The following is a 23,634-nucleotide window of genomic DNA, read 5'->3' as shown; positions in this document are numbered from 1 at the left end:
CGCCCTCACAGAGCGGGCGTAGCTCAGGGGTAGAGCATAACCTTGCCAAGGTTAGGGTCGTGAGTTCGAATCTCATCGCCCGCTCCAATCAAAAAGGCCTCCGGATTTCCGGGGGCCTTTCTGATTTCCGGGGTGGATATCTTCCTGGGACGGTGCCCCAAATTTCCTCTTGCAGCCCCCGACGGCCCGTCCTAAACACCGCCCTCAAGAGAGCGGGCGTAGCTCAGGGGTAGAGCATAACCTTGCCAAGGTTAGGGTCGTGAGTTCGAATCTCATCGCCCGCTCCAATCAAAAAGGCCTCCGGATTTCCGGGGGCCTTTCTGATTTCCGGGGTGGATATCTTCCTGGGACGGTGCCCCAAATTTCCTCTTGCAGCCCCCGACGGCCCGTCCTAAACACCGCCCTCAAGAGAGCGGGCGTAGCTCAGGGGTAGAGCATAACCTTGCCAAGGTTAGGGTCGTGAGTTCGAATCTCATCGCCCGCTCCAATCAAAAAGGCCTCCGGATTTCCGGGGGCCTTTCTGATTTCCGGGGTGGATATCTTCCTGGGACGGTGCCCCAAATTTCCTCTTGCAGCCCCCGACGGCCCGTCCTAAACACCGCCCTCAAGAGAGCGGGCGTAGCTCAGGGGTAGAGCATAACCTTGCCAAGGTTAGGGTCGTGAGTTCGAATCTCATCGCCCGCTCCAATCAAAAAGGCCCCCGGATTTCCGGGGGCCTTTTGTGTTTCCACGGGATTACTGCGCGCGCATCTCTTCGAGGCGTTCGGCGGCATCGGGATGGCCAAGTTCCAGCGCCCGTTCGAACCACAGGATTGCCAGCGCATCGTCCTGCTGCACGCCATCGCCATCGCGCACGACAATCCCCATGTTGTAGGCGGAATAGTCGTCGCCCAGATTGGCGGCCTCGGCCCAGATGCGGGCGGCTTCGGCACGGTCCTGCGGGAAGCCACGGCCCCGATAATGCCCAAAGGCCACCAGGCGCATGGCTACCTCATCGCCTTGCGCGGCGGACAGGCCAGCCCAGTACATCGCAGCGTTGTCGTCGTTTTCCACGCCTTCAGCATTGTAATAGGCGTAGGCCAGGTTCGATTGCGCAATCGCGTTGCCCTGCTCGGCCGCCTGACGGAACAACTGCACCGCGCGGACATAGTCCTGCTCGACGCCCTCACCATCCCAATAGATCATGCCAAGGTCCAATTGGGCGCTGGCCTCGCCTGCTTCGGCCCGTGCCGTCAGGCCGGCGATTTCGGCAATCATCATGACGTCGATCCCGTCGACCATCACGGCAAATCCGTCATTGCCATCGACCACGACCTGCGATTCCGGCTGGACGTTGTAGACCTGACCATCGACGACGACGCTGCTATTGGTGATCAGCACCGTGTGCTCGTTCAGAACCGCCTCGATCCCGCGCGCGGTTTCGCGCGAACTGATCGAGCCGGTTCCGGTGATGGTGACGGAGATGTCGCCATAGGTGGACGTCATATGCGACTGCGCCGCAGCAGCCAGCGGCAGGGCAAGCGCCAGCCCCGCGGCGAGGATCAGGGTGCGGGGCGAAACAAAGCGGAAGTGGGACATGAAACTCTCCTGAAATGGACGGCTGGCGAAAAAATGCCGGGAATCACGGATGCGAGGATTATATAGTGTCAATCAGACATTTAGTCAAGATCGCCGATGCCAGGTGTTTTTCCTTGCAAATGCAAGCCCGGTTTCGAACACTCCACGCTGTATTGCATCAACAGTTTGTAGGAGGATCATCGATGTCCCGCTTTTTGACCGCCTTTGCATCCATTGGCCTTGCCGCGATCACGGCGTTGCCTGCCTTGGCCCAATCCCCGCTTAGCCTGTCGGGGATGAGCGTCTACCGATACGAAACACTTGTCGACCATTCCGGAAATTCCGGATCATTCTGCTGCGCGCCTTACGTGCTTGGCGGCCCGGATGGTCATTTCTTCTATATCCGCGCCATCTTCGACGTGGCATGGAGCGACGATCTGGACCGGATCTCCTACAGCTCCTCCGACATTACCCTGATGTTGCCCGGCGATGAGGAAGGCCGTCGTGCCCAGGGGCGCTACGACTGGTACGGGGTGTTCACGCCGTCTGCCGGGTCCATGTCGGAACGCCGCCCGCGCGACTTCCCCGAGGAAACCGCGCAGGCCTTCCTGAACGGCGTCTGGTATCTGCCGCGCGAGGCGACGACCGCCACGCTGATCATCGGTGAAGATGATGACATGCTGGAAATACCGGTGAACCTTGCCGTCGAGGTGGGCCCGGTCATCAGCCCCAGCCAGACCTTTTCCTTCGTTCCCACCGGACTGACCCGCGCGACCGAGCTGACGGCGGAAACGAACATGAACCGCACCGACGTGCCGGGGCTTCTGGCGCCCGCCACGGGCACGATGCTGCGGGTCGATTTCGATGCGACGCCCGCCTTCTCGACCGACACCGACGCGCAAGCTGGTGAAAATCAGGCCTTCCTGCGCAACACCTGGTTCTCGCTGGTCGGCCCGGATGGCGCGCCGCTGACCCTGATCGGATCGCAGAGCGGGTCGAACTCCACACCGCGAATCGAATGGACCAACTCGATCAGCTGGGACAGCAACCCGCGCACTGTTGATATGAGCCTCTACTTCCTTGGGGATGGTGCTCCGGGCACCTACCAGCTCTATTTCCTTGAGGATATGGTGGGCGAGATCACCCTTCAGTAACGAAACAGGCCGGGGCGGCAACCCGCATGCCCCGGCCCTGCCCTTGCGCCCTTTTCCGCGACGGCGCAGCGCCCTATAAGGCGGCAACGACAATGGCGGAGCCTTCCGATGCGAACAGCACAGATTTCCCGGCAGACGGCCGAAACCGAGATCAGCGTCGAGATCAATCTCGACGGGACCGGGGCCTATGACAACCAGACCGGCGTCGGCTTTTTCGATCACATGCTGGACCAGCTGAGCCGCCATTCGCTGATCGACATGACGATCCGCGCCAAGGGCGATTACCATATCGACGACCACCACACGGTGGAGGATACCGGGATCGCTCTGGGACAGGCACTGGTTCAGGCGCTTGGCGATAAGCGGGGCATCCGGCGCTATGGCGAATGCCACCTGCCGATGGATGACGCGCAGGTGCGCGCCGCGCTGGACCTGTCGGCACGGCCTTTCCTGATCTGGAACGTGGAGCTACCCACGCCCAAGATCGGCTCGTTCGATACCGAACTGGTGCGCGAGTTCTTTCAGGCGCTCGCCACCCATGGCGGCATCACCCTGCATGTGGACCAGATCCATGGTTTCAACAGCCACCACATCGCCGAGGCCGCCTTCAAGGCCGTGGCCCGCGCCCTGCGCATGGCGGTCGAACCCGACCCGCGCAAGGCCGATGCCATCCCCTCGACCAAGGGGACGCTGTAACCCATGACCACCGTCCTTGTGGATTACGAAAGCGGCAACCTGCATTCCGCCGAGAAGGCCTTTCAACGCATGGCCTCCGAGGGTGGGCATGGGGCGGTCGTGGTAACCGCCGACCCCGATGTCGTAGCCAAGGCGACCCGCATCGTTCTGCCCGGCGACGGTGCCTTCCCGGCCTGTCGGCGCGGGTTGCAGGCGATTGACGGGTTGGAGGAGGCCCTGGTTGAGGCCGTCGAAACCCGTGGCGTGCCGTTTCTTGGCATCTGCGTCGGCATGCAAATGCTGACGGGCTGGGGCCGCGAATACGAGGATGTGGAAGGGTTCGGCTGGATTCCCGGTGAAGTCGTCAGGATCGAGCCCTCCGACCCCACGCTGAAAGTGCCGCATATGGGATGGAACGATCTGGTCATCGACCGAGCCCACCCGGTTCTCGACGGCCTGAACACCGGCGACCATGCCTATTTCGTCCATAGCTATCACATGAAAGTCACTGACCCCGCGCATCTGCTGGCGCATGTGGATTATGGCGAGCGGGTCACCGCCATCGTGGGGCGTGACAATGTGGTGGGCACCCAGTTCCACCCGGAAAAAAGCCAGCACGCCGGGCTGCGGCTGATCGCCAATTTCCTGAACTGGCACCCCTGATCCGATGCCTGACCTGCAGGACGCCCTCGACCGGATCGCAGCGGATATGGCAGGTCGCGCGGACCGTGGGGAGGTGGCTCAGTACATCCCTGAACTGGCCCGCGTGGACCCTGCCCGCTTTGGCATCGCCGTGGCGCTTCCGGGCGGTCAGGTTCTTGGCGCGGGCGACAGCGCCCTGCCCTTCTCGATCCAGTCCATTTCCAAGGTCTTCACCTTGTCCATCGCGCTTGGCCGCCTTGGCGATCAGCTCTGGTCGCGGGTCGGGCGGGAACCTTCGGGGCAGGCGTTCAACTCGATCCTGCAGTTGGAACATGAAAAGGGCCGCCCCCGGAACCCCTTCATCAACGCAGGCGCCATCGCGGTGACGGATGCCATTCTGGCAGGTCATCAGCCGAAGGAACTCTTGGGCGAGATCCTGCGTTTCGTGCGGGCCGCGGCGGGTGACGACGACATCCACATCAACGACGCGGTGGCCAGATCGGAAACCGCGACCGGGCACCGCAACCTGGCGCTGGCCAGTTTCATGAAATCCTACGGCAACCTGATCAACCCGGCGGAACTGACACTTGGGGCCTATTTCCACCAATGCGCCATCGAGATGAACTGCCGCCAGCTGGCCCGTGCGGGGCTGTACCTGACAAGCGCAGCGGGAACGCCCCGGATGCTGGGACCGGATCGGGTTCGGCGGATCAATGCGATCATGATGACCTGCGGTCACTACGATGCATCAGGTGATTTCGCCTTCCGCGTGGGCCTTCCGGGCAAAAGCGGCGTGGGCGGCGGCATCCTGTGCATCGTTCCGGGCCGGGCCTCTGTCGCGGTCTGGTCGCCAGGGCTGAATGCACAGGGCAATTCCCAGCTTGGCACCGAAGCGATCGAGCGGCTGGCCAGCGACATGGGGTGGTCGGTGTTCGGGGCCAGCCAATCGGCCAACCCCGAACAGGGTCAGTTCACGCGGGTCCAGTCGCCACCACAGCGCTGAATACCGAGCAGGCGGCCACAGACCGACATGGTGTCCCCGTTGAGATAGAGCCGCGAGTTGTAGGTCGAATCCCGGTCCGGCGAATAGAGCCGCCCGCGATATTCGCCACCCCCGCGCGGCGCGGTATCCCAGATGATCTGGCGGCCGACATTCTCGCTGGCCATGGTCGCGCCGGAGCCGTCGAAGGCCTGAATGAGCGTGCCACAGAAGTTGCTGCCGCACTGCACGACCTCGATGATCCCGGTATTGCCGTTGTCATCGGGTGCGGTGCGCCAGCGGCCCTCGATCGGGTCGGCGGCGGCCATGCCGGCAAGGCCGATGACAGCGGCGAGGGCGATAAGCGTGGTTTTCATGGTGATCTCCTCCCAGAAACTGAGCGCAGTTTGACCGGGCCTGCGGCATTCTGGCAAGGCTGACGTTGGGTTGCCTTGGCAAGCGGCGCGGGTTCCGGCAAAAGGGCGCCGACAAAAGCCCCCTTCGCGAAAGGCCCTTCAAGATGATCCTCTACCCCGCCATCGACCTCAAGGACGGACAGGCCGTGCGGCTCTACAAGGGCGAGATGGAGAAGGCCACGGTCTTCCATGACCGTCCCGCCGAACAGGCCAAGGCATTTCAGGCGGCGGGCTGCGAATGGCTGCATCTGGTGGACCTCAATGGTGCCTTCGCAGGCGAACCGGTGAACGGCGCGGCGGTCGAGGCGATCCTGGCGGAAACCTCGGTTCCGGCGCAGCTTGGCGGCGGCATCCGCGACATGGCCACCATCGCCATGTGGATCGAGAAGGGCATCGCGCGGGTGATCCTGGGCACGGTCGCGGTGGAAAACCCCGATCTGGTGCGCGAAGCGGCCCGCACCTTCCCCGGCAAGGTTGCCGTCGGCATCGACGCCCGCAAGGGCATGGTCGCCACCAAGGGATGGGCCGAAGAGACCAATGTGAACGCCACCGACCTTGCGCGCAGCTTCGAGGACGCGGGCGTTGCCGCCATCATCTACACCGATATCAACCGCGACGGGGCCATGCAGGGCCCCAATATCGAGGAAACGGCGGCGCTGGCCCATGCCGTGTCGATCCCGGTCATCGCCTCGGGCGGCGTGTCTTCGCTGGATGACTTGCGGGCGCTCAAATCCTGCGGGGCGCCGCTCAACGGGGCGATCTCGGGCCGCGCGCTCTATGACGGGGCACTGGATCTTGCCGAGGCACTTACAGTGCTGAAGGGCTGATCTCGCCGCATTTTCGCCCAGATTTGCCCCTAGTTTTGCGAAAAATCCGCTGATCCAGGCGGGGTATCTTTGAGCGGTATGGGGCAATTCCGGCCATGGCCATCGGGCAAGCGGGCAGTATCACCACGAATTCGCCGGGCGAGAACGACCCGATCACGATCACCTTCGATGAGCCGCTGACCGACCCGGTCATCGCGCTGAGCTCCACCAGCAATGGCGGGCATCCCTTTTCCTTGCGTGTCACGGACATCACCTACGACACCGATGGCAATGCGACCTCGTTCACCTTCATCATCGAGGAATGGGAATATCTGGACGGCCCGCATCCGGCGACGGAAACGATCAACTGGATTGCCGTCGAGGAAGGGGTCCATACCCTGCCCGATGGCCGGGTGATCGAGGCGGGCACGACAAGCGCCACCCATGCCACCAGTTCCGTCAGCCTCGCGGGCGGTTTTGCCGATCCGCCGGTCATCCTGACCTCGGTCATGTCGGAAAATGACACAACCACAGTGGACAGCGATCCGCTGAACGTTACCGCGTCCGGCTTTGATGTGCGGCTTCAGGAAGAGGAAGGCCAGGACGGCATTCATGCCGCGGAAACCGTGGGTTACATCGCCATTCAGGCCGGTGGCGATGCCAGCAGCGGCACGGCGGCGGTCTTTGGCGGGGTCAACCATACGACGCACACGCTGAGCCTGGGCGACACCTTCACCCAGGGCGTGGTTGTCGCCGAAACTCAAACGATCAACGGGGGCAACACCGCCACGGTCATGATCGACGGCCAGACAAGCACCACCGTTGGCGTCTTCGTGGAAGAGGAGCAATCGGCCGATTCAGAGATGAACCATATCGACGAAAGCATCGGTGTGGTCACATTCGAGGACGGGCTGATCCTGTGCTTCACCCCCGGCACCCTGATTGATACGGTCGCAGGGCCGCGCGAGGTGTCCAGCCTCAGACCCGGTGATCTTATCCTGACCCGCGATAGCGGCCCGCAACCCTTGCGGTGGCGGAGCCATACCCGGATGACGCCTGAACGGCTGGCGGCTCACCCGCACATGCGCCCCGTGCGAATTCGCAAAGGGGCCATTGCGCCGGGTGTGCCGGATCGCGATCTTGTCGTCTCTCCACAGCACCGTATGCTGATCAATGGCTGGAAGGCCGAGCTGCTGCACGGCGCATCCGAGGTTCTGGTTCCGGCCAAGTCCCTGATCAACGATGAAACGATACGTCCCGCAGCTGCCGTGTCGGGTGTTGATTACCACCACCTGCTGCTGGATGGGCATCACGTCATCACGGCCAATGGCGCCGCCACAGAAAGCCTGCATGCGGGCGAACTGGACAAATCCGATCTGGCCCCGGACGCGCGGCAGGAACTGCTGTCGCTCTTCCCCGATCTGGGGTGGCTCGGGCGCGGTTTCGGACCACTGGCCCGGCCCTCTCTCAGCGTACAGGAAGGCCGCGCCTACGCCTGATTGTCGCTTCGGTTTGCATTCCGCGCCGGTGCCGCCTAAGACGGTCGCAACATCCTTCACCCGGACCCCAGACATGCTGAAAACCCGCATTATCCCCTGCCTCGACGTGGCCGACGGGCGCGTGGTGAAGGGGGTCAACTTCGTGGACCTGATCGACGCCGGTGACCCGGTGGAATCGGCGCGGGCCTATGATGCGGCGGGGGCCGATGAGCTTTGCTTTCTCGACATCCACGCGACCCATGAAAACCGCGGCACCATGTATGACCTTGCCACGCGCACAGCCGAACAGTGCTTCATGCCGCTGACCATCGGCGGCGGGGTTCGGACGGTCGAGGATGTGCGCAACCTGCTGCTGGCGGGCGCCGACAAGGTCAGCTTCAACTCCGCCGCCGTGGCCGACCCCGACGTCGTGGCGCGCGCGGCGGACAAGTTCGGATCGCAATGCATCGTGGTGGCTATCGACGCCAAGACCGTATCGCCGGGCAAGTGGGAGATCTTCACCCATGGCGGGCGCAAGGCGACCGGCATCGACGCGGTGGAATTCGCGCGCACGGTCGTCGCCAAGGGCGCGGGCGAGATCCTGCTGACCTCGATGGACCGCGACGGCACGCGGGCCGGATTCAACCTGCCTTTGACGCGCGCGATTTCCGATGCTGTTCCAGTGCCGGTGATCGCGTCGGGGGGCGTCGGCAATCTTGATCACCTCGTCGAAGGCGTGACGATTGGCGGGGCCTCCGCCGTTCTGGCCGCCTCGATCTTCCATTTCGGCGATTACACCATTGCCGAGGCCAAGGCCCACATGGCCGCCGCCGGTATCCCCGTGAGGCTCTCATGACCTCACTTTCCCGCCTTGCCGCCACGATAGAGGCCCGTAAAGAGGCCGATCCCGACAGCTCCTGGACAGCGAAGCTGCTGGCCAAGGGACCGGAGAAATGCGCTGAGAAATTCGGGGAAGAGGCCGTCGAGGCGATCATCGAAGCGGTGAAAGGCGACCGGGAACGGCTGACATCGGAGGCGGCGGATGTGCTCTATCACCTGCTGGTCATGCTGGCGGCGCGCGACGTGACGCTGGCGGATGTGCTGGCAGAGCTGGAGCGGCGCGAGGGGGTCTCTGGTGTGGCCGAGAAAGCGAGCCGCTGAGGCCTACGCTTTCAGGTTGCGCGCCATAGCCCGCAGATGCCGAAAATCCGTACCACAACAACCGCCGAAGACACGGAAATTCGGATTGGCACGGGCAAGTTCACCAATCTGCTTACCCAGCTCATCTGGATCACCTGCATCAAGCTCCTCGGCATTATCTAACTCTTCATGACTGCAACGCGAGGCATTGCTGACTAGTCCCGCCAGTCGGTTCAGGCGCACGTCACCGACAAGGGCGGGGGCCAAATGTTCGGGGTGCGCACAGTTGACGAGGAAGTAGGAAGGATAGCTTTCGCTTTCAGCATCCACCCGTTCAATTGCATCAGCCAGGCTCATTCCGTCAGGCAGGCATCCGTCGGTTTCTACTGTAAAAGCAATTACCACGGGAATGCCCCGCGCCTTTGCCGCTCGCGCGATACCTGCGGCCTCCGCCGCATAGGTCATGGTAAACGCGTTTACCAGGTCCACTCCGGCTTTTGAAAGCACGCCCATCTGCTCCCCGTGAAAGGTCTCGGCTTCAGCAACCGTCATCTGATCACCGACTTCATAGCCATCACCTCTCGGACCCATCTGACCCGACAGGATCAGGTTTGCATCCGGGTTGGCGTCACGCACTTCAGTGATCAAACGAACGGCCTTCCGGTTGCTTTCTGCCAGCCTTTCCGGCGAATAACCTAGTTCTCGTCCTCGGTCCCGGCTAGCCACCCAGGTAAGAGCATCCAGCATCATGCCGACGCCTTCTTCGCGAGCGAAATCCGCCAAAGCCTGATAGTCGCCGCGCAACATCTCGTGTGTTTCGGGATCATCCAGCAGCGGATAGGAGGCGAAACCGGGCAAGTCGATTCCTCTGGAAAAGATCAGATCGGTTTCCAGCCCGACCCAGTGCAGTATCGGCCCCTCGGGCGTGCTGTGGCGAGAGGTAGACATTGGCGCTCCTGTTTGCTTGGTATGCGCCTAGCCTAACGGCTGCTACCAATCGAGAAAAGGTTTTCTGCCGGACGACGGACCGAGGTGGTGCGGCTTCGAAGACGACATATCAGGCTGCGCCCTTGGCGTTCATAGCTTGGAGCTGATGATCCCGGTGTTGAACCCACCCATCCGCAACTCGCCAAAGAGCCGCTGATACTCGATCTTCGGGCAACGGTTCTGGATCACCTGCACTCCCCGCGCCTCGGCTTTTGCCGCCGCTTCCGCATGCTCCACCCCGATCTGCATCCAGATCGTCTTGAGGCCCGGAAACCGGTCCAACGCCTCGTCGACAATTGGCGGCACGGAGTCCGACCGGCGGAAGATATCGACCATGTCGACCGGCCCCTCGATCTCGGACAGTGACCCCACCACCGTCGCCCCGAACAGGGTGCTTCCCGCATGGCCGGGGTTGACCGGGATCACCCGGAAGCCTTTCAGCTTCAGGTAGCGCCCCACGTAATGCGACGGCCGCACCGGGTTGGGCGACACGCCCACGCAGGCGATGGTTTTGGTGCTGCGCAGGATCTTGCGCAAAAGATCATCGGAAGGATTCGTTGTCATGGGCGCAGCCCTAGCACAAGAAAAAGGCGCCCGCAGCGGGATTTCGCTACAGGCGCCAAGTGCGGAACGAGGGACAGTGATGGGCGCTTCGGTGTTCCGAACCGTGCGCCATACGTTGTAATTTAGCAACTTTCGGGCACATTTAAAGGGGTGGAACAAAAAAGTGATTGAAAATAGTGGCTACCCCAGGATCGCGGGCCAATTCGCATCCGCCAAGGCAACATTGCCCGAAATGTCGCGTTCCCACCGGCGCCGGATGCGCAGCGAAGCATTCAGGAACAGCCGCCCCGCATGGATCGTCCAGGCCTCGGGCACCGTGTCCGCGACATAGCCACGAGACGCCGCCCAGGCACAATAGCCGCCGTAAGCGGGGGCAAATGCCATTGGGTCAGTGGCAAACCTGTCACGGTTGACCGCAGAGCTGAACAGCCAGCGCGCGCCGTTCCAGTCAACCGCATAGCCTGCCTGTCCCGCAACCGGTTCCCCGGCATCGAAATAGGCAACGGGATCCGTGCCGTTGATGGCCACACCAGCCGCGGCAAAAACGGGTGGCGAGGAGGCACATGCCGCGCCAACCTGCAAAGACAAGGGAGCGGCTGCAAGAAACGTCAGGGCGGTGCGGCGGCGGATCATGGGAGTCTCCTTGGAAGCTCCCCCAAGATTGCCATCTTCGCGCTGCCAGAAAAGCCCCCTGACGCAAGCGTGAACGAATGTCAGTCGAAGATATCCTCGACGAAGTCGAACGCGTCTTCCAGCATCTCAGACCACATCGATTTGCGTCGCTTGGGCTTCTTTTTCTTCTTGCCCCTGTAGGGCCTGTCATGATCGCGATAGGCGGCGGGCGAAGGGGCTGCGCGCTTTGGCGTGCGGGGGCGGTCCTCGCGCAGCGCTTTCATCTCATGCAATGGCGCGCCACAGTTTCCGCAGGCCAGCTCATGCCCGCCGCGCGCCGTCAGCCGCAGGGCGGTTCTTGTGCCGCAGTAACAGCATGTGGCGATCTTGGTGGTCATTCAGCTCTCCGGGTTGCGTGTCATTGCATATAGGGACACAGCCGCAGCATTCGAGACGTTGAGAGAGCCAAATTCGCCCGCGAAGGGAATCCGAACCAGATGGTCGCACAATTCGCGCGTGCGCGCGCGCAGGCCCGGCCCTTCGGCCCCAAGAACCAGGGCCACGGGACGGCCCGCCAGATCGGGGGCCAGATCGTCGATCACTTCCTCGCCTTCACCCGCCAGACCAACCAGCGTATAGCCCATTTTCTGCAACTCCTGCATCGCATCGCCAAGGTTCTTCACCCGCAGATAGGGCTGGCGCTCCAGCGCGCCCGAGGCGGTCTTGGCCAAGGCCCCGGTTTCAGGGGCGGAATGGCGATGCGGAGCGATGACAGCCCGCGCGCCGAACACCTCGGCCGAGCGCAGGATCGCGCCCACATTGTGCGGGTCGGTGACCCGATCGAGCAGCAAAAGGCGTGGCGAGGCCTGCCCCGGTTTGCAAAGATCGGACAACCGGCCCCAGTCCAGCGCCTTCACCTCCAGCGCTGCTCCCTGATGCACCGATCCGGGATCGAGCGGCACCGGAAACTTGCGCGGATCGGCAATCTCCGGCTCCAGCCCTGCACCGGGAATCGCATCCGCCAGACGGTCGGCGGCATTCTTCGTCACCACCAGCCGCAGCTTTTCGCGCGCCGGATTCATCAGCGCATCGCGCACCGCATGCAGCCCGAAAAGCCAGACAGTTTCCGCAGCAGAGGCCCGCTTGGCGCGTTCCTTCTCGATCACCCATGTCGGTTTCTTCACGGTCCGGTCTCCTTCGTGACTTGCAGGGCAGCTACGCCGCCGGAGGATGCAAAGGCAAGTCCGGTTTTTGGCCGATTTTCATCTTGACGCCCCTGACCGGGCAGATTATCCCCACCCGGCGTTCGGTTGAAGAACCGAAAGCAAGGGCGACGTGCTGCAAGGTGCGGCAGCGGACTGTAACTCCGCCGGGGAACACCCATGCCTGGTTCGATTCCAGGGTCGCCCACCATTTCCCCTCCTGCTCACCAAAGAATCTATACCATCGGCGCGCCATAGAAAGTGCCAGGAAGATCGTTGCCCGTCCGGCAGCCTGCTGTCCACCCGACCGGTTTGCAACGCAATGAAGACGGGAAAAGCCCGATTGCAAGGCTGGTTCAGCCCGGTCTCTGACGCTAGACTGCCCCCAATCGACAAGTGGTGGTGCCGAGCAGTATGCCCAAGAACATGTTCAACGTGGTTGTGGTGGGCCAGAACGGCCGCCTGCAATACGAGGCAGCGCTTTTTGCTGCCAGCTTTCGCGCCGCCAACCCGAATTTCCCCGGCCGCCTCTTTATCGTAGAACCGCAGCCCGGCCCACGCTGGCAGGGCGATCCGCGCATGGGCGATGCGGGGGTGAAAGAGCTTCTGGACCGGCTGAGGGCTGAAATCCTGCCATTCGAGTCCCGGCATTTCGGCAAGGACTACCCCTATGGCAACAAGATCGAGATGCTCTCGGCCCTGCCCAAGGGCGAGCCTTTCGTCTTCTTCGACACCGATACGCTGATCCTCGACGATCTGACCAAGGTGCCCTTCGATTTCGACCGGCCCTCTGCCAGCCTCAGGGTCGAAGGCACCTGGCCGCAGATCGAACTCTATGGCCCCGGCTACACCGCCATTTGGAAATCGCTTTACGACAGGTTCGGGCTGGACTTCGAAAGCTCGCTCGACCTGAGGCAACCCGACGAATACTGGCGGCGCTACCTCTATTTCAACGCCGGGTTCTTCTACTACAAATGCCCGCATGAATTCGGTGCGCGCTTCCTCGACTACGCCACAGCGATCCGCGATAACCCGCCAGAAGAGATCATCTGCCAGACCATGGACCCCTGGCTCGATCAGGTCGCCCTGCCCCTGGTGATCCATTCCTACGGCGGCGGGCGGGATGCGCTGGAACCGGGCTGGCTGGACGGGCGCACAAGCTGTCACTATCGCTTCCTGCCACTGCTTTACGCCCGCGAAGAGCAACGCGTGGTGGATGTGCTGGAGGAAGTTGCCGCGCCCAACTGGGTCAAGAAAGTGCTGAAGGGCTACGAGCCGATGAAGCGGATGATCTATCAGGGCAAGGGCGCCAAGGCCCGCGCGCTTTTCGATCGGGACAACCTGCCCCGGCGAGAGCAGGCCATCCGCAATCAGTTGAAGCGCGAGAAACTCTGGCTGCGCTAGACGTCAGTTCCCCTGATCGTCCTGCGTCACGACGGGCGGGCCATCAAAGCTGCCCGGCTGTGGCCAATGCGTCGGGAAAAAGGGAATGGTCTGCGCACTGGCCATGGCAACGGATGCAATGGTGATCAGGGCAGCGAGGGTCAGGCGGGTCATCGGTATGTCTCCTTTGGATGAAACGCGATGCCCCCCAGATGGGCGTCAGTGCGGTCTCAATCGCTCTGATTCCGGAAGCGACGGGGATTTTTCGAAACCAGCGAGAGGCTGACCGGAATCAAGTGCCCGGCGGCGGAACTCTGACGGGCTTTCCCCGGTCTGGTCGCGAAACGCCTTGTTGAACGGCCCGAGCGAGGCAAAGCCCACATCATAGGCAATCTCCAGAATGGTGCGCCGTGCCTCGCCGGGATCGGCCAGCACCTCCTTGGCGGCGGCAATCCGGTAGCTGTTGATGAAGGTCGGAAAGTTGCGAAAGCCAAGCCGGCGGTTGATGACCGCGCGCAGCCGGTGCTCCGGCACCCCGATCTCGGCTCCGAGCGCGGCGATGGTCAACCCCTCACGCCGCCAGATGCCGTTCTCCAGTGCGGCCTTCAATGCCGACACAACCGACCCGTCCACAGCCTCGGCCCGCCGGTCCACAGGCGCGGCGGGTTTCACCGGTTCGGTGAAGCAGATGCAGGCCTTGGGCTCGGGCTTCAACACCCACAGCGCATAGGCGAAGGCGAGCGCGAGAAAGGCCAGCCCTTGCGCCAGCGTCATTGCGTCGGGCACGGAACGATAGCCGAAGATCAGTTCGGTCGACGAAATCGAGACACCCAGAATGGCGATGGCCGACAGAAAGGCAGGGCGGAATTTCAGCCGGTCTTCCACCAGATCCTCCTTCGCGGTGCGGATTGCCATGCCAAGCAGCGCCACGAAGAAGGCCAGCATCACAAGGCCCCGCGCCACTTCCAGCCCCGGCACCCAGATGCCAGCAATGGCAAGCGCCACCGCGATCCCCGCCGCCACCAGCCACGGCAGCCGGTCGCGAGGATCGTCGAGGAAGAGCGTCACCACCAGCCAGCAGACCGCCAGCGGCACGAAGATCGCCGCCAGTAGCAGCACCGGGATGATCGCCGGGGGAAAGCCGGGCGCGGCGAGGCTCGACAGCAGCGCATAGCCCGCCATGGTCAGCGCCAGCGCTGAAACGGGTCGACCCACGGGCCGCGTCTGGGGCACGATCATCAACGCGGTGGCACTAAGTAGCGCCAGCGCGATGGCGGCAGCGCGGATGGAAATGTCGAGCAGGATCATGGCAGGCCTCGGGTCGGGTAACTGGTTGCCCCTAGATAGGCCCCCGCTGCGCGCAATGCCCGTCGATTCCGAAAATCCTTGCAGATTTCGGAATTCAACCGGCGTCGCCGCTCACCGCCCCGCAGAGGCGCGGATCACGATCAGCTCTCCATAGGCCGGAAGATAGATCGCCGACTGGCTGGACCCGCTGTCGAAGACGTGGCCAGCCACAAAGGCCCCCGGCGCGTCCAAGGCGGCCCAAAGACGTGCACCCGTCTCGGTTTCGGCCCAGACCTGTGCGCAGCGGTGCAGTTCCACCGTCTCCGGCTGGACAGGTGTTGGCAACCAGTCGGTCAATCTGCGCGCGACCGGCCCAAGGACCGGCGGCTCCGGTGTGGGGTCCGTCAGCCGCGCGGTGTGCCATTGGCAGGGGCTGTTCGACCGGCCGTAGGTGCCGAGACGTTCCATCGGGGCGCTGCCCAACCTCTCTTCGAAGGCGGCGCGGTGGGCCCGCTCCTCGGACCGGTTCGACATCAGCAGGAAGATCCCCCCGAACACAACCACCAGCCCGAAAAGAACAAGCCCGCCAAGGATCATTTCCCGCGGGCTTGCTTTCCGTTGATCAGGCATGGAGGAATCAGCCCGCGGTGGCGGGTTCTTCCTTCTTGCGTTCGGTGTAGATCAGCAGGGGCTGCGCATCCGAGGACACCGCCTCTTCGTTCACCACCACCTCCTCGACGCCTTCGGTGCCGGGCAGGTCGAACATCGTATCCAGCAGGATATCTTCCATGATCGAGCGCAGGCCGCGCGCGCCGGTCTTGCGGGCAATCGCGCGCTTGGCGATGGCCGACAGGGCGTCATCGGTGAATTTCAGCTTGGCATCTTCCAGTTCAAAGAGCCGCTGATATTGCTTGACCAGCGCGTTCTTGGGCTGGGTCAGGATGGTGACAAGCGCATCTTCGTCCAGGTCTTCCAGCGTCGCGATGACGGGCAGACGACCGACGAATTCCGGGATCAGGCCAAACTTCAGCAGATCCTCCGGTTCTAGATCCTTGAAGTACTCACCCACGGATTTGTTGCTGTCGTCACGCACATCGGCGCCGAAGCCCATGGCGCTGCCCTTGCCGCGCTGCGCAATGATCCGGTCGAGACCGGCAAAGGCCCCGCCGCAGATGAACAGGATGTTCGTGGTGTCCACCTGCAGGAATTCCTGCTGCGGATGCTTGCGTCCGCCCTGCGGCGGAACGGAGGCCACGGTGCCTTCCATGATCTTCAGCAGTGCCTGCTGAACGCCCTCGCCCGACACGTCGCGGGTGATCGAGGGGTTGTCGGACTTGCGGGTGATCTTGTCGACCTCGTCGATATAGACGATTCCGCGCTGCGCCCGGTCGACGTTGTATTCGCTGGCCTGCAAGAGCTTGAGGATGATGTTTTCCACATCCTCGCCCACGTAACCGGCTTCGGTCAGCGTGGTGGCATCGGCCATGGTGAAGGGCACATCCAGGATGCGCGCCAGCGTCTGCGCCAGCAGCGTCTTGCCGCAACCGGTGGGGCCGATCAGCAGGATATTGGACTTCGCCAGTTCGATATCGGATTTGCCGGAATTGTTCAGGCGCTTGTAATGGTTGTGAACGGCGACCGACAGCACCCGCTTGGCATGCATCTGGCCGATCACATAGTCATCCAGCACTTCGCAGATCTCACGCGGGGACGGCACCCCTTCCGAGGATTTCAGCCCGGCGGACTTGGTCTCCTCGCGGATGATGTCCATGCACAGTTCGACGCATTCATCGCAGATGAAGACAGTCGGCCCGGCAATCAGCTTGCGCACCTCGTGCTGGCTCTTGCCGCAAAAGCTGCAATAGAGCGTGTTCTTGGTGTCGTTGCCGGATGAATTCGCCATATCGTCCTACCTCAACGGGTTTTCGCGCTGTGCCGAAGGGCGTTCGCCCTGAAACTCGGCTCCGTTCGCGCAAGCCTAAAGCAGCCCAAACCGGTCCACAATGTCAAAATGGCCTCGGGTCGCCCCCAAAACCAAAGCGCCCGCGCAAGGCCCCTGCCCTGCGCGGACAGCTTATTTTCAAGCCTCGGCCGCACCGCGGTTTTCGACGATCTCGTCGATCAGGCCCCAGTCCTTGGCCTGTTGGGCATCCATGAAATTGTCGCGTTCCAGCGCATCGACCACCGATTCCAGCTTTTGACCGGTATGTTTGACATAAATCTGGTTAAGGCGATCTTTCAGCTTCTGGGTTTCCTGGGCGTGGATCATGATATCCGTCGCCTGACCCTGGTAGCCGCCCGAGGGCTGGTGCACCATGATCCGGGAATTGGGCAGCGAGAAGCGCATTCCCGGTTCGCCCGCCGTCAGCAAGAGCGAGCCCATGGACGCCGCCTGCCCCACCACAAGGGTCGAGACCTTGGGCTTGATGTATTGCATCGTGTCGTAGATCGACAGGCCCGAGGTCACGACACCGCCGGGGCTGTTGATATACATGGAGATTTCCTTGGACGGGTTCTCTGCCTCCAGGTGCAGAAGCTGCGCCACGATGAGGCTGGACATGCCGTCATGCACCGGACCCGACAGGAAAATGATCCGTTCCTTCAGAAGGCGCGAGAAGATGTCATAGGCGCGCTCGCCCCGGCTGGTCTGTTCGACCACCATGGGAACCAGCGTGTTCATGTAAACGTCATATGGGTCTTTCATCGGGCCTGCCTCAGGTAAGGGTACATGCTTTGTCGGAAGGTTATGGCCGCCCCATGGGGACTGCAAGGGGGGGTGGTTCACGAAATATCCCTTCACGGGCGCTTTTCAATCCCGCCCGGTCCCGCGCTAGCGGCTGGCCAGCCACATGGTTGCGCCCCACCGGGGCAGCAGCACCACGTCCTCGCAGGGGTCGCGCGTGGCGATGTCACCGATCAGACCCTCCACGTTCCGCACCCCGTTTTCAAAGGGCAGCAAGCGGCAGGCGGTCTGGAAGAGATCCCCCGTCAGTGGCTGGATCGCCCAGACCCGTTGCTCGCCATTGCTGTCCCACGAGATGATGTGATCGCCCGAGGGGGTGAAATCGGCGGCCACATAGGTCACCAGCCCGTCGCGGGCATGGGCGAAGGTGTAAAGCGGCAGGCCGGTCTGCGCGTCCCAGACATAGACCTGCCCGTCATCCGCGCCGGTCACCAGCAAACGCTCGTCCGGGCTGAGCGCCATGGAGGTCACGAACCCGTCATGGGCAAGCCGTTCGTTATAGAAGGGCGGCGCATCCTCGGCCACATGGGTCAGGCGCAGCACATCGGGCTGGTTGGGCAGGATATTGATCCGCATGCCGGTGGCCATCAGTTCCATCGCGGCAGCATTGCGCCCGGCCTCGGAGGTCGAGACCACGGCCTCGGTCATGGAGCCTGAAATCGACGGCACGGCATGGCCCGTGGACACGTCAAAGAGCCGCATCACCCCGGCCTCGTCATGGGTCATGACAGCGTTGCCCTGCGGCGAGAAATGCACGTCATGGACCGGACTGCGATGGCCCAGAAGGGTGATCAGGCTTTTGCCCGTCGGTACGTCATGAATGCGCGCCCGGTTGTCGGAGGCCCCCACGGCCATCCGAAGGCCATCAGGCGACAGGCCAAGCCCGAGGATATCCACCCCGTCGAGATACAGCGCGCTTGGCGGCAGAATCGCGTCAAACGTCGTCAGGTCCCAGACCCCGGCAATATTGCCGGTGGCGGCGGCCACGGTGCTGCCATCGGCAGAGACATCCATCGCCACGACCGGCCCCGGCATGCGCAGCCGGTGAATGAGCCCCATGGCCCGCCCGTTCAGCGCCGGGACAAGGTCGATCACCCGTACTTCATCGCCAACCGTTGCGATCAGCCGGGCGCTGCCGGGCACGAAGGCCAGCGCGGTCACGTCATCCCCAAGGCTGAGCGGGTCGCGAAGGGCCCGGCCCGACACGAGGGAATGGAAGTGCAGCTCGTTGGATGCGGTCGCGACCACCAGCGTATCCACACCCGGCGACAGCGCCGCCGACAACACCCGTTCTCCGCCCTGATAGGGGAGACCCGACATTTCCCCCTCACGCGGGTCCCACACCGTCACACGGCTGTCACGGATCAGCAGGAACCGACCCCGGTCATACAGGATTCGCGGCGCCATTCCGGCTGCGGGCATTGCAAGCTCGCCTTCGATCACGGCACCGGTTTCGGGGTCGAACACCGCGCCAGAGCCATCGGCCGACACCGTCACCACATGGCCCGACCCCGGCAGAAATTCCACGAAATGGGCGGGCGCATCCGGCAAGGTCACCGTCGCGCGCAGGCGCTGGCCCTGGATCGTCTGGCCGAGCGTTTCCAGAACCTCCAGCCAGGCATCGGGCGCGCGGCAAAAGCTGAAATCAATAAGCGGCAGGATATTCTGGATCGCGAGCACCGGGTCGAGCGTCTGCGCTTCCCTCGCCCGCGACCGCAATTCCTCGCATTGCTGGTTGCTCACCCAGAAATACCCCCCGACAAGCGCCGCGCATATGGCGACGGTCGTGGCCACGGCGCTGCCGATCTGGAACCATTTGCGCCGCGACATCCCGGCCTTGAAATAGCGCCAGTGATCGCGCGTCGGCCCCGGCGCATTGCGCGGGTTGCGTTCGATCCAGCGGCGCATGGCGCGCAGTTCGGCCCCGCGCGGCGGCGCCCCTACCCCGGCCAGGAAGCGCGCGGCCTGTTCGCCGAAGCGGGTGTGGTCGCGGATCCATTCGATATCGCGGTCCAGCGCCGAATCCAGCCGCTCGATGGCCTGCGACCATTCCCCGTCCTCGCCATAGAAGCGGACATAGTTGATTTCCCGGATTTCCGGCGGCAGGTCCGGCCCCACGTCCTCGAAGGCGGCAGGGACCATGCGCTTGTTCAGTTCCAGCGCGAATTGCATTTCCATCCGGCAGGCGGGCGAGGTGATCCAGTTCGGCCCCAGAACCAGCACCACAACGTCAGAGCCCTGCATCATGTCCCGGATGCGGGCGGTGATCAGCTCCGTCTCCAGAATGCCTTCGCGGTCGATGAAGACCTCATGTCCACGCGAACGCAGCTCTTCCCACAGAAAATCGGCCCGATCCCTGTCCTTGTGAGAATAGGAGATGAAGATTCGCGAACGTTGGGTCATGTGGCCCTATCAAGCCCTGCCACAAGCGAAAAATCCACCCCCGCCGAAGAACCGAGCTTGCCTGATTCTTCGCAAAGAAGCGGCCAAACCCGGCCTTGCGAGCGCTTGCCCCACAGAAAACCCTGCGAGACGCAGGAAAATATTCCCTTCATCATCAAGTGCTTACCTATGACAGGGCCAAAAACAGCCCGGAAAGTCAAATAAGTGTATTTACAACACGATATGTTAGTGTCATAACGACAATACGAACTGACACAAACACATCACCACTTAAGCCTACCATACGAAAGACCAGATTAAGACCTCTCTCGAAGACCTTTTCCTCCCTCTGCCTTTTCTTAATCCTCAAGACGATCCGTCCTATCCCTGTCCCCATGAACTGGATCGTCCGGCCGGCCCCTTCTGTCCCAGGGGGCCGGCCAATTTACTTGACGGGACTCTGTCAGTGTGTGAACTTTACACCATACATTCAGCCCCGGGACGGGTTACCATTTTGAAAGGGCCGGGTTCAGACCGGCGAACGGGCAGGCATGAGTTATACATATGAATATCCGCATCCCGCGGTCACGGCTGACATCTGCATTTTCTCGATCCGCGAAGGCACGTTGAAGGTTTTGCTGATCCAGCGTCTGATTGACCCTTTCAAGGATTGTTGGGCGATCCCCGGCGGCTTCATCAAGATGGACGAAGACCTTGTTATCGGCGCGGCGCGCGAGCTGGAGGAAGAAACCGGGGTGTCCGGCGTGCCTCTGGAACAGCTCGGTGCCTATGGCGCGCCCGACCGTGACCCGCGCGAACGGGTGATCACCGTGGCCTTCATGGCGCTGGTGCCCTCTGACCAGATGGTTCTGGCCGCCGCCACCGACGCCGCAGATGCGCAATGGTTCGACATGGACGAGCTGCCCGCGCTGGCCTTCGACCACGCCACGATCCTCGCCGATGCCCGTGCCCGTCTGGCCGACAAGGTCACCAACCGCGTCACCGAAACCGCCAAGTCCGCATTCCAGTTCCTGCCGCAGAAATTCACCCTGGCGCAGGCGCAGGCGGTGTTTGAAACCCTGAAGGGCGAACCGCTGGACAAGCGCAATTTCCGCAAGTGGATTGCCGCGAACTGGGATCTTGTCGACCTGAAAGAAAAGACCTCGGGCGGGCGCCACCGGCCTGCCGCGCTTTATTCGGTCGATTTCTGAAAAAATGGCCCCGGAGCGTCGCACCGGGGCCGAATAACGCGCCAGGGCCGGGAGAGGAGCCCTGCGCCGATCCGCGTCAAACACGAATCTCACCTTCATGTTTAACAACCGCAGGTTTTGCGCACTCTGATCTGGATCAAGGTGCGTTTCGCGGGTTTGCCTATGCTCTGCGCAACAAAAGGACTATCGCAGATGCGCCTGACCGTCAGAACCAATATCGCCATGCGTGCATTGATGACCTGCGCGGTGAACCCCGGCAAGATCGTCCGCAAGGCCGAGATCGCCGAAGCCACCGGCGCATCCGAGGCGCATCTGGGTGTGGTCATCAACCAACTGGCCCAGACCGGGTTTATCGAGACGATCCGGGGCCGCAATGGCGGCATCCGCCTGCGCCTGCCGCCTGAGGAGATCAGCGTCGGGCGAGTGTTCCGCACGTTCGAGGCGAACACCCCTTTTGCCGAATGCTTCTCTGCCCGCGACAACCATTGCCCCATTGCGCCGGTCTGCAAATTGCGCAACTCGCTCGATACGGCCCTGGAGGCGTTCTACACCTCGCTCGACGACGTGAGCCTGAACGACCTGACCTGCAACAATGCCGGGCTCGAACGGCTGCTGTCGCTCGAACCCGTCTGCTGATCACTCCGCCGCGTTCGGGGCGGCCTTCCCGACCACCGGGCCCAGTTCCATCATCGCCGCATATTGCGACAGGAAGACCTTGCCGGTCAGGTCCTCAAGGAAATGCGCGCGCTTCAGGCGGTCCATGACCGGGCCCTTCACCTCGGACAGGTGCAGCGCGATGCCCATGGAAGCCAGCCGGTGATTGATCGCTTCCAGAGATTCCAGCGCCGACATGTCGACCTCATTCACGGCAGAGAACATCAGCACCACATGCTTGACCCCCTGCGCACCCACGACCCGATCAAGAATGTAATCCTCCAGATAGCGGGCATTGGCGAAATAGAGGCTTTCATCGACACGCAGGGTCACCATGGCTGGGTTGGTCAGCACCTCGTATCGCTTGATGTTGCGGAAGTGCTCGGACCCGTCCTGCATCAGACCCACCTCGGCGATATGCGGGCGCGAGGTCTTGTAGAGATAGAGCGCGATGGACAACAGAACGCCCGCCGACACGCCGACCTCCACGCCCATGGCCAGCGTCAGAAGGATCGTCGCGGCAACGGCGGTGAAGTCCGCCTTCGAATAGCCCCAGGTCTTTTTCAGGATCGAGAAATCGACAAGGCTCAGCACCGCCACGATGATCGTGGCCGCAAGCGTGGCCTTGGGCAGGAAGAAAATGAGCGGCGTCAGGGCAAGGGCGGCAATCGCCAGACCGACAGCGGTATAGGCCCCGGCAGCAGGGGTTTCCGCCCCGGCGTCATAGTTCACGACCGAGCGTGAAAAGCCCCCCGTGACCGGGAACCCACCGGTAAAGGCCGCGCCGATATTGGCGGCGCCGAGCCCGATCAGTTCCTGATCCGGGTCGATGCGCTGGCGCTTCTTGGCAGCGAGCGTCTGCGCGACCGAGATGGATTCCACGAAGCCGATGACCGAGATCAGCAGCGCGGGCACCGCCAGCGCGCGGACCAGGTCAAGGTCGAAGGAGGGCATAGTCAGGGGCGGCAGGCTCTGCGGCACCTCTCCCACGATGGCCACCCCCTGCCCGTTCAGGTCGAAAAGCCAGACAACCAGCGTCGTCACCACGACGGCCGCCACCGGCCCCGCCTTGGCAGCCACGTCGGACAGCGCCGGCGACAGGCCCATTTTGCGCAGCGCGGGTTTCAGCCCCTTGCGCACCCAGAAGAGGAACGCCGTCGCCGTGACGCCAAGGACCAGCGTGTAGGGGTTCGTCTCGGGCAAGTGGTGCCAGAGCGATTCCACCAGCTCCAGCAGGTTATGACCGCCCGCCGAGACACCCAGAATGTGCTTGAGCTGACTTGCCGCGATGATCACGCCAGAGGCGGTGATGAACCCGGCAATCACCGGGTGCGACAGGAAATTCGCCAGGAAGCCGAGCTTGAATACCCCCATCAGCAGCAGCATCGCGCCGGAAAGCCCCGCCAGCGTCAGCGCGGCCACCACATAACCCGCCGTCCCGGCATCAGTGATCTGGCCGATGGCCGCCGCCGTCATCAGCGACACCACCGCTACCGGCCCCACGGCCAGCGCGCGGGAGGTGCCGAAGATGGCGTAAAGGATGATCGGCGCGATGGAGGCGTAAAGCCCCATCTCGGGCGGCAGGCCAGCCAGCAATGCATAGGCCAGCGATTGCGGGATCAGCATGATCGTCACGATCACGGCGGCGATCAGGTCGTTCGACAGGGCTTGGCGGGTATAGCTGCGGCCCCAATCGAGAATGGGCAGATATCGGGCGAGCATGGCTCACACCTTTCGAGACAATAGTTTCAGAAGGATCGCG

At 62.7% G+C, this 23,634-nt stretch carries 25 protein-coding genes and 5 tRNA genes; 16 read left to right on the top strand and 14 right to left on the bottom strand.

What is annotated here, in order from left to right:
- Window positions 1-12: 12 nt before the first annotated feature.
- The 4 genes from BKY26_RS09915 to BKY26_RS09900 all read left to right on the top strand — a co-directional run bounded on the left by BKY26_RS09915 (window position 13) and on the right by BKY26_RS09900 (window position 687).
- Window positions 13-87, top strand: a tRNA-Gly gene (locus BKY26_RS09915).
- A 125-nt stretch (window positions 88-212) separates the two neighbouring features.
- A tRNA-Gly gene (locus BKY26_RS09910) sits at window positions 213-287 on the top strand.
- A 125-nt stretch (window positions 288-412) separates the two neighbouring features.
- Window positions 413-487, top strand: a tRNA-Gly gene (locus tag BKY26_RS09905).
- Window positions 488-612: 125 nt separating this feature from the next.
- Window positions 613-687: transfer RNA gene (locus BKY26_RS09900), tRNA-Gly, on the top strand.
- A gap of 48 nt (window positions 688-735) precedes the next feature.
- Here the strand turns inward: BKY26_RS09900 and BKY26_RS09895 are convergent.
- Window positions 736-1,578 (bottom strand): tetratricopeptide repeat protein, encoded by an 843-nt coding sequence (locus BKY26_RS09895; RefSeq protein ID WP_071690233.1) that lies wholly within the window; start codon window positions 1,576-1,578, stop codon window positions 736-738.
- A gap of 182 nt (window positions 1,579-1,760) precedes the next feature.
- Between BKY26_RS09895 and BKY26_RS09890 the strand changes: the two genes are divergently transcribed.
- From BKY26_RS09890 to BKY26_RS09875, 4 genes are all read left to right on the top strand, one after another.
- A complete protein-coding gene (locus BKY26_RS09890) occupies window positions 1,761-2,711 on the top strand; it encodes a hypothetical protein (RefSeq protein ID WP_071690232.1) in 951 nt (316 codons plus the stop codon).
- A gap of 108 nt (window positions 2,712-2,819) precedes the next feature.
- Window positions 2,820-3,407 carry an imidazoleglycerol-phosphate dehydratase HisB gene (gene hisB / locus BKY26_RS09885; protein WP_071690231.1) on the top strand — a complete coding sequence of 196 codons (588 nt, stop codon included), beginning with the start codon at window positions 2,820-2,822 and terminating at the stop codon, window positions 3,405-3,407.
- 3 nt (window positions 3,408-3,410) lie between these two features.
- The gene (gene hisH / locus BKY26_RS09880; RefSeq protein ID WP_071690230.1) at window positions 3,411-4,049 is read left to right on the top strand and encodes an imidazole glycerol phosphate synthase subunit HisH; all 639 of its coding nucleotides are present in this window, start codon (window positions 3,411-3,413) and stop codon (window positions 4,047-4,049) included.
- 4 nt (window positions 4,050-4,053) lie between these two features.
- Complete coding sequence (locus tag BKY26_RS09875) at window positions 4,054-5,031, top strand: glutaminase (protein WP_071690229.1); 978 nt, start codon at window positions 4,054-4,056, stop codon at window positions 5,029-5,031.
- Here the strand turns inward: BKY26_RS09875 and BKY26_RS09870 are convergent.
- Window positions 4,995-5,384, bottom strand: coding sequence for a DUF2147 domain-containing protein (locus BKY26_RS09870; RefSeq protein WP_071690228.1), 390 nt, complete (start codon window positions 5,382-5,384; stop codon window positions 4,995-4,997). The two genes, BKY26_RS09875 and BKY26_RS09870, sit on opposite strands and share 37 nt — an antisense overlap.
- 143 nt (window positions 5,385-5,527) lie before the next feature.
- Between BKY26_RS09870 and hisA the strand changes: the two genes are divergently transcribed.
- The 4 genes from hisA to BKY26_RS09850 all read left to right on the top strand — a co-directional run bounded on the left by hisA (window position 5,528) and on the right by BKY26_RS09850 (window position 8,868).
- Window positions 5,528-6,250, top strand: a complete 723-nt coding sequence (gene hisA / locus BKY26_RS09865) for a 1-(5-phosphoribosyl)-5-[(5-phosphoribosylamino)methylideneamino]imidazole-4-carboxamide isomerase (RefSeq protein ID WP_071690241.1) — start codon at window positions 5,528-5,530, stop codon at window positions 6,248-6,250.
- Between the two features lie 95 nt (window positions 6,251-6,345).
- Window positions 6,346-7,728 (top strand): Hint domain-containing protein, encoded by a 1,383-nt coding sequence (locus BKY26_RS09860; RefSeq protein ID WP_071690227.1) that lies wholly within the window; start codon window positions 6,346-6,348, stop codon window positions 7,726-7,728.
- A 73-nt stretch (window positions 7,729-7,801) separates the two neighbouring features.
- A complete protein-coding gene (gene hisF / locus BKY26_RS09855) occupies window positions 7,802-8,563 on the top strand; it encodes an imidazole glycerol phosphate synthase subunit HisF (protein WP_071690226.1) in 762 nt (253 codons plus the stop codon).
- Complete coding sequence (locus tag BKY26_RS09850) at window positions 8,560-8,868, top strand: phosphoribosyl-ATP diphosphatase (RefSeq protein ID WP_071690225.1); 309 nt, start codon at window positions 8,560-8,562, stop codon at window positions 8,866-8,868. Before hisF ends, BKY26_RS09850 begins: the two co-directional genes overlap by 4 nt.
- Window positions 8,869-8,871: 3 nt before the next feature.
- Here BKY26_RS09850 and BKY26_RS09845 read toward each other — a convergent pair whose 3' ends face one another.
- The 5 genes from BKY26_RS09845 to rlmB form a co-directional block, all read right to left on the bottom strand.
- The gene (locus tag BKY26_RS09845; protein ID WP_071690224.1) at window positions 8,872-9,795 is read right to left on the bottom strand and encodes a homocysteine S-methyltransferase family protein; all 924 of its coding nucleotides are present in this window, start codon (window positions 9,793-9,795) and stop codon (window positions 8,872-8,874) included.
- A gap of 129 nt (window positions 9,796-9,924) precedes the next feature.
- Entirely contained in the window at window positions 9,925-10,398 is a 474-nt protein-coding gene (locus BKY26_RS09840; protein ID WP_071690223.1) for a CoA-binding protein, read from the bottom strand.
- A 180-nt stretch (window positions 10,399-10,578) separates the two neighbouring features.
- On the bottom strand, window positions 10,579-11,031 hold the full coding sequence (locus tag BKY26_RS09835) for a YHS domain-containing (seleno)protein (protein ID WP_071690222.1): 453 nt from the start codon (window positions 11,029-11,031) through the stop codon (window positions 10,579-10,581).
- An 80-nt stretch (window positions 11,032-11,111) separates the two neighbouring features.
- Complete coding sequence (locus BKY26_RS09830) at window positions 11,112-11,408, bottom strand: hypothetical protein (RefSeq protein WP_071690221.1); 297 nt, start codon at window positions 11,406-11,408, stop codon at window positions 11,112-11,114.
- Window positions 11,409-12,194, bottom strand: a complete 786-nt coding sequence (rlmB, locus tag BKY26_RS09825; protein WP_071690220.1) for a 23S rRNA (guanosine(2251)-2'-O)-methyltransferase RlmB — start codon at window positions 12,192-12,194, stop codon at window positions 11,409-11,411. It abuts the gene before it with no gap.
- A gap of 144 nt (window positions 12,195-12,338) precedes the next feature.
- Between rlmB and BKY26_RS09820 the strand changes: the two genes are divergently transcribed.
- Together BKY26_RS09820 and BKY26_RS09815 are read left to right on the top strand one after the other, a co-directional pair.
- Window positions 12,339-12,423: transfer RNA gene (locus tag BKY26_RS09820), tRNA-Tyr, on the top strand.
- A gap of 215 nt (window positions 12,424-12,638) precedes the next feature.
- Window positions 12,639-13,616, top strand: a complete 978-nt coding sequence (locus tag BKY26_RS09815; RefSeq protein WP_245764446.1) for a hypothetical protein — start codon at window positions 12,639-12,641, stop codon at window positions 13,614-13,616.
- A 3-nt stretch (window positions 13,617-13,619) separates the two neighbouring features.
- Here BKY26_RS09815 and BKY26_RS20235 read toward each other — a convergent pair whose 3' ends face one another.
- The 6 genes from BKY26_RS20235 to BKY26_RS09790 form a co-directional block, all read right to left on the bottom strand.
- Window positions 13,620-13,769, bottom strand: a complete 150-nt coding sequence (locus BKY26_RS20235) for a hypothetical protein (RefSeq protein WP_158514323.1) — start codon at window positions 13,767-13,769, stop codon at window positions 13,620-13,622.
- A 45-nt stretch (window positions 13,770-13,814) separates the two neighbouring features.
- The gene (locus tag BKY26_RS09810) at window positions 13,815-14,903 is read right to left on the bottom strand and encodes a helix-turn-helix domain-containing protein (protein ID WP_071690218.1); all 1,089 of its coding nucleotides are present in this window, start codon (window positions 14,901-14,903) and stop codon (window positions 13,815-13,817) included.
- 111 nt (window positions 14,904-15,014) lie between these two features.
- On the bottom strand, window positions 15,015-15,512 hold the full coding sequence (locus BKY26_RS09805; protein WP_131541827.1) for a hypothetical protein: 498 nt from the start codon (window positions 15,510-15,512) through the stop codon (window positions 15,015-15,017).
- 7 nt (window positions 15,513-15,519) lie between these two features.
- Window positions 15,520-16,785: an ATP-dependent Clp protease ATP-binding subunit ClpX gene (gene clpX / locus BKY26_RS09800; protein ID WP_071690216.1), complete on the bottom strand. Its 1,266-nt coding sequence runs from the start codon at window positions 16,783-16,785 to the stop codon at window positions 15,520-15,522.
- A gap of 177 nt (window positions 16,786-16,962) precedes the next feature.
- The gene (locus BKY26_RS09795) at window positions 16,963-17,586 is read right to left on the bottom strand and encodes an ATP-dependent Clp protease proteolytic subunit (RefSeq protein WP_071690215.1); all 624 of its coding nucleotides are present in this window, start codon (window positions 17,584-17,586) and stop codon (window positions 16,963-16,965) included.
- Window positions 17,587-17,712: 126 nt separating this feature from the next.
- On the bottom strand, window positions 17,713-20,028 hold the full coding sequence (locus tag BKY26_RS09790) for a toll/interleukin-1 receptor domain-containing protein (RefSeq protein ID WP_071690214.1): 2,316 nt from the start codon (window positions 20,026-20,028) through the stop codon (window positions 17,713-17,715).
- A 530-nt stretch (window positions 20,029-20,558) separates the two neighbouring features.
- Between BKY26_RS09790 and BKY26_RS09785 the strand changes: the two genes are divergently transcribed.
- Window positions 20,559-21,218 carry an NUDIX hydrolase gene (locus BKY26_RS09785; RefSeq protein WP_071690213.1) on the top strand — a complete coding sequence of 220 codons (660 nt, stop codon included), beginning with the start codon at window positions 20,559-20,561 and terminating at the stop codon, window positions 21,216-21,218.
- 192 nt (window positions 21,219-21,410) lie between these two features.
- A complete protein-coding gene (locus BKY26_RS09780) occupies window positions 21,411-21,854 on the top strand; it encodes an RrF2 family transcriptional regulator (protein WP_071690212.1) in 444 nt (147 codons plus the stop codon).
- Here the strand turns inward: BKY26_RS09780 and BKY26_RS09775 are convergent, their stop codons facing one another.
- The gene (locus BKY26_RS09775) at window positions 21,855-23,594 is read right to left on the bottom strand and encodes a SulP family inorganic anion transporter (protein WP_071690211.1); all 1,740 of its coding nucleotides are present in this window, start codon (window positions 23,592-23,594) and stop codon (window positions 21,855-21,857) included.
- Window positions 23,595-23,634: the final 40 nt, after the last annotated feature.

Origin of the sequence: Nioella sediminis (assembly GCF_001879695.1) — a bacterium.
Taxonomy (GTDB): Bacteria; Pseudomonadota; Alphaproteobacteria; order Rhodobacterales; family Rhodobacteraceae; genus Nioella; species Nioella sediminis.
This window is presented reverse-complemented; position numbering and strand designations above follow the sequence as displayed.

Bases quoted from the DNA above. Each gene is read 5' to 3' on its own strand.
- BKY26_RS09895 (WP_071690233.1), bottom strand. From the start codon at position 1,578: ATGTCCCACTTCCGCTTTGTTTCGCCCCGCACCCTGATCCTCGCCGCG.
- BKY26_RS09890 (WP_071690232.1), top strand. From the start codon at position 1,761: ATGTCCCGCTTTTTGACCGCCTTTGCATCCATTGGCCTTGCCGCGATC.
- hisB (WP_071690231.1), top strand. From the start codon at position 2,820: ATGCGAACAGCACAGATTTCCCGGCAGACGGCCGAAACCGAGATCAGC.
- hisH (WP_071690230.1), top strand. From the start codon at position 3,411: ATGACCACCGTCCTTGTGGATTACGAAAGCGGCAACCTGCATTCCGCC.
- BKY26_RS09875 (WP_071690229.1), top strand. From the start codon at position 4,054: ATGCCTGACCTGCAGGACGCCCTCGACCGGATCGCAGCGGATATGGCA.
- BKY26_RS09870 (WP_071690228.1), bottom strand. From the start codon at position 5,384: ATGAAAACCACGCTTATCGCCCTCGCCGCTGTCATCGGCCTTGCCGGC.
- hisA (WP_071690241.1), top strand. From the start codon at position 5,528: ATGATCCTCTACCCCGCCATCGACCTCAAGGACGGACAGGCCGTGCGG.
- BKY26_RS09860 (WP_071690227.1), top strand. From the start codon at position 6,346: ATGGCCATCGGGCAAGCGGGCAGTATCACCACGAATTCGCCGGGCGAG.
- hisF (WP_071690226.1), top strand. From the start codon at position 7,802: ATGCTGAAAACCCGCATTATCCCCTGCCTCGACGTGGCCGACGGGCGC.
- BKY26_RS09850 (WP_071690225.1), top strand. From the start codon at position 8,560: ATGACCTCACTTTCCCGCCTTGCCGCCACGATAGAGGCCCGTAAAGAG.
- BKY26_RS09845 (WP_071690224.1), bottom strand. From the start codon at position 9,795: ATGTCTACCTCTCGCCACAGCACGCCCGAGGGGCCGATACTGCACTGG.
- BKY26_RS09840 (WP_071690223.1), bottom strand. From the start codon at position 10,398: ATGACAACGAATCCTTCCGATGATCTTTTGCGCAAGATCCTGCGCAGC.
- BKY26_RS09835 (WP_071690222.1), bottom strand. From the start codon at position 11,031: ATGATCCGCCGCCGCACCGCCCTGACGTTTCTTGCAGCCGCTCCCTTG.
- BKY26_RS09830 (WP_071690221.1), bottom strand. From the start codon at position 11,408: ATGACCACCAAGATCGCCACATGCTGTTACTGCGGCACAAGAACCGCC.
- BKY26_RS09815 (WP_245764446.1), top strand. From the start codon at position 12,639: ATGTTCAACGTGGTTGTGGTGGGCCAGAACGGCCGCCTGCAATACGAG.
- BKY26_RS20235 (WP_158514323.1), bottom strand. From the start codon at position 13,769: ATGACCCGCCTGACCCTCGCTGCCCTGATCACCATTGCATCCGTTGCC.
- BKY26_RS09810 (WP_071690218.1), bottom strand. From the start codon at position 14,903: ATGATCCTGCTCGACATTTCCATCCGCGCTGCCGCCATCGCGCTGGCG.
- BKY26_RS09805 (WP_131541827.1), bottom strand. From the start codon at position 15,512: ATGCCTGATCAACGGAAAGCAAGCCCGCGGGAAATGATCCTTGGCGGG.
- clpX (WP_071690216.1), bottom strand. From the start codon at position 16,785: ATGGCGAATTCATCCGGCAACGACACCAAGAACACGCTCTATTGCAGC.
- BKY26_RS09795 (WP_071690215.1), bottom strand. From the start codon at position 17,586: ATGAAAGACCCATATGACGTTTACATGAACACGCTGGTTCCCATGGTG.
- BKY26_RS09790 (WP_071690214.1), bottom strand. From the start codon at position 20,028: ATGACCCAACGTTCGCGAATCTTCATCTCCTATTCTCACAAGGACAGG.
- BKY26_RS09785 (WP_071690213.1), top strand. From the start codon at position 20,559: ATGAGTTATACATATGAATATCCGCATCCCGCGGTCACGGCTGACATC.
- BKY26_RS09780 (WP_071690212.1), top strand. From the start codon at position 21,411: ATGCGCCTGACCGTCAGAACCAATATCGCCATGCGTGCATTGATGACC.
- BKY26_RS09775 (WP_071690211.1), bottom strand. From the start codon at position 23,594: ATGCTCGCCCGATATCTGCCCATTCTCGATTGGGGCCGCAGCTATACC.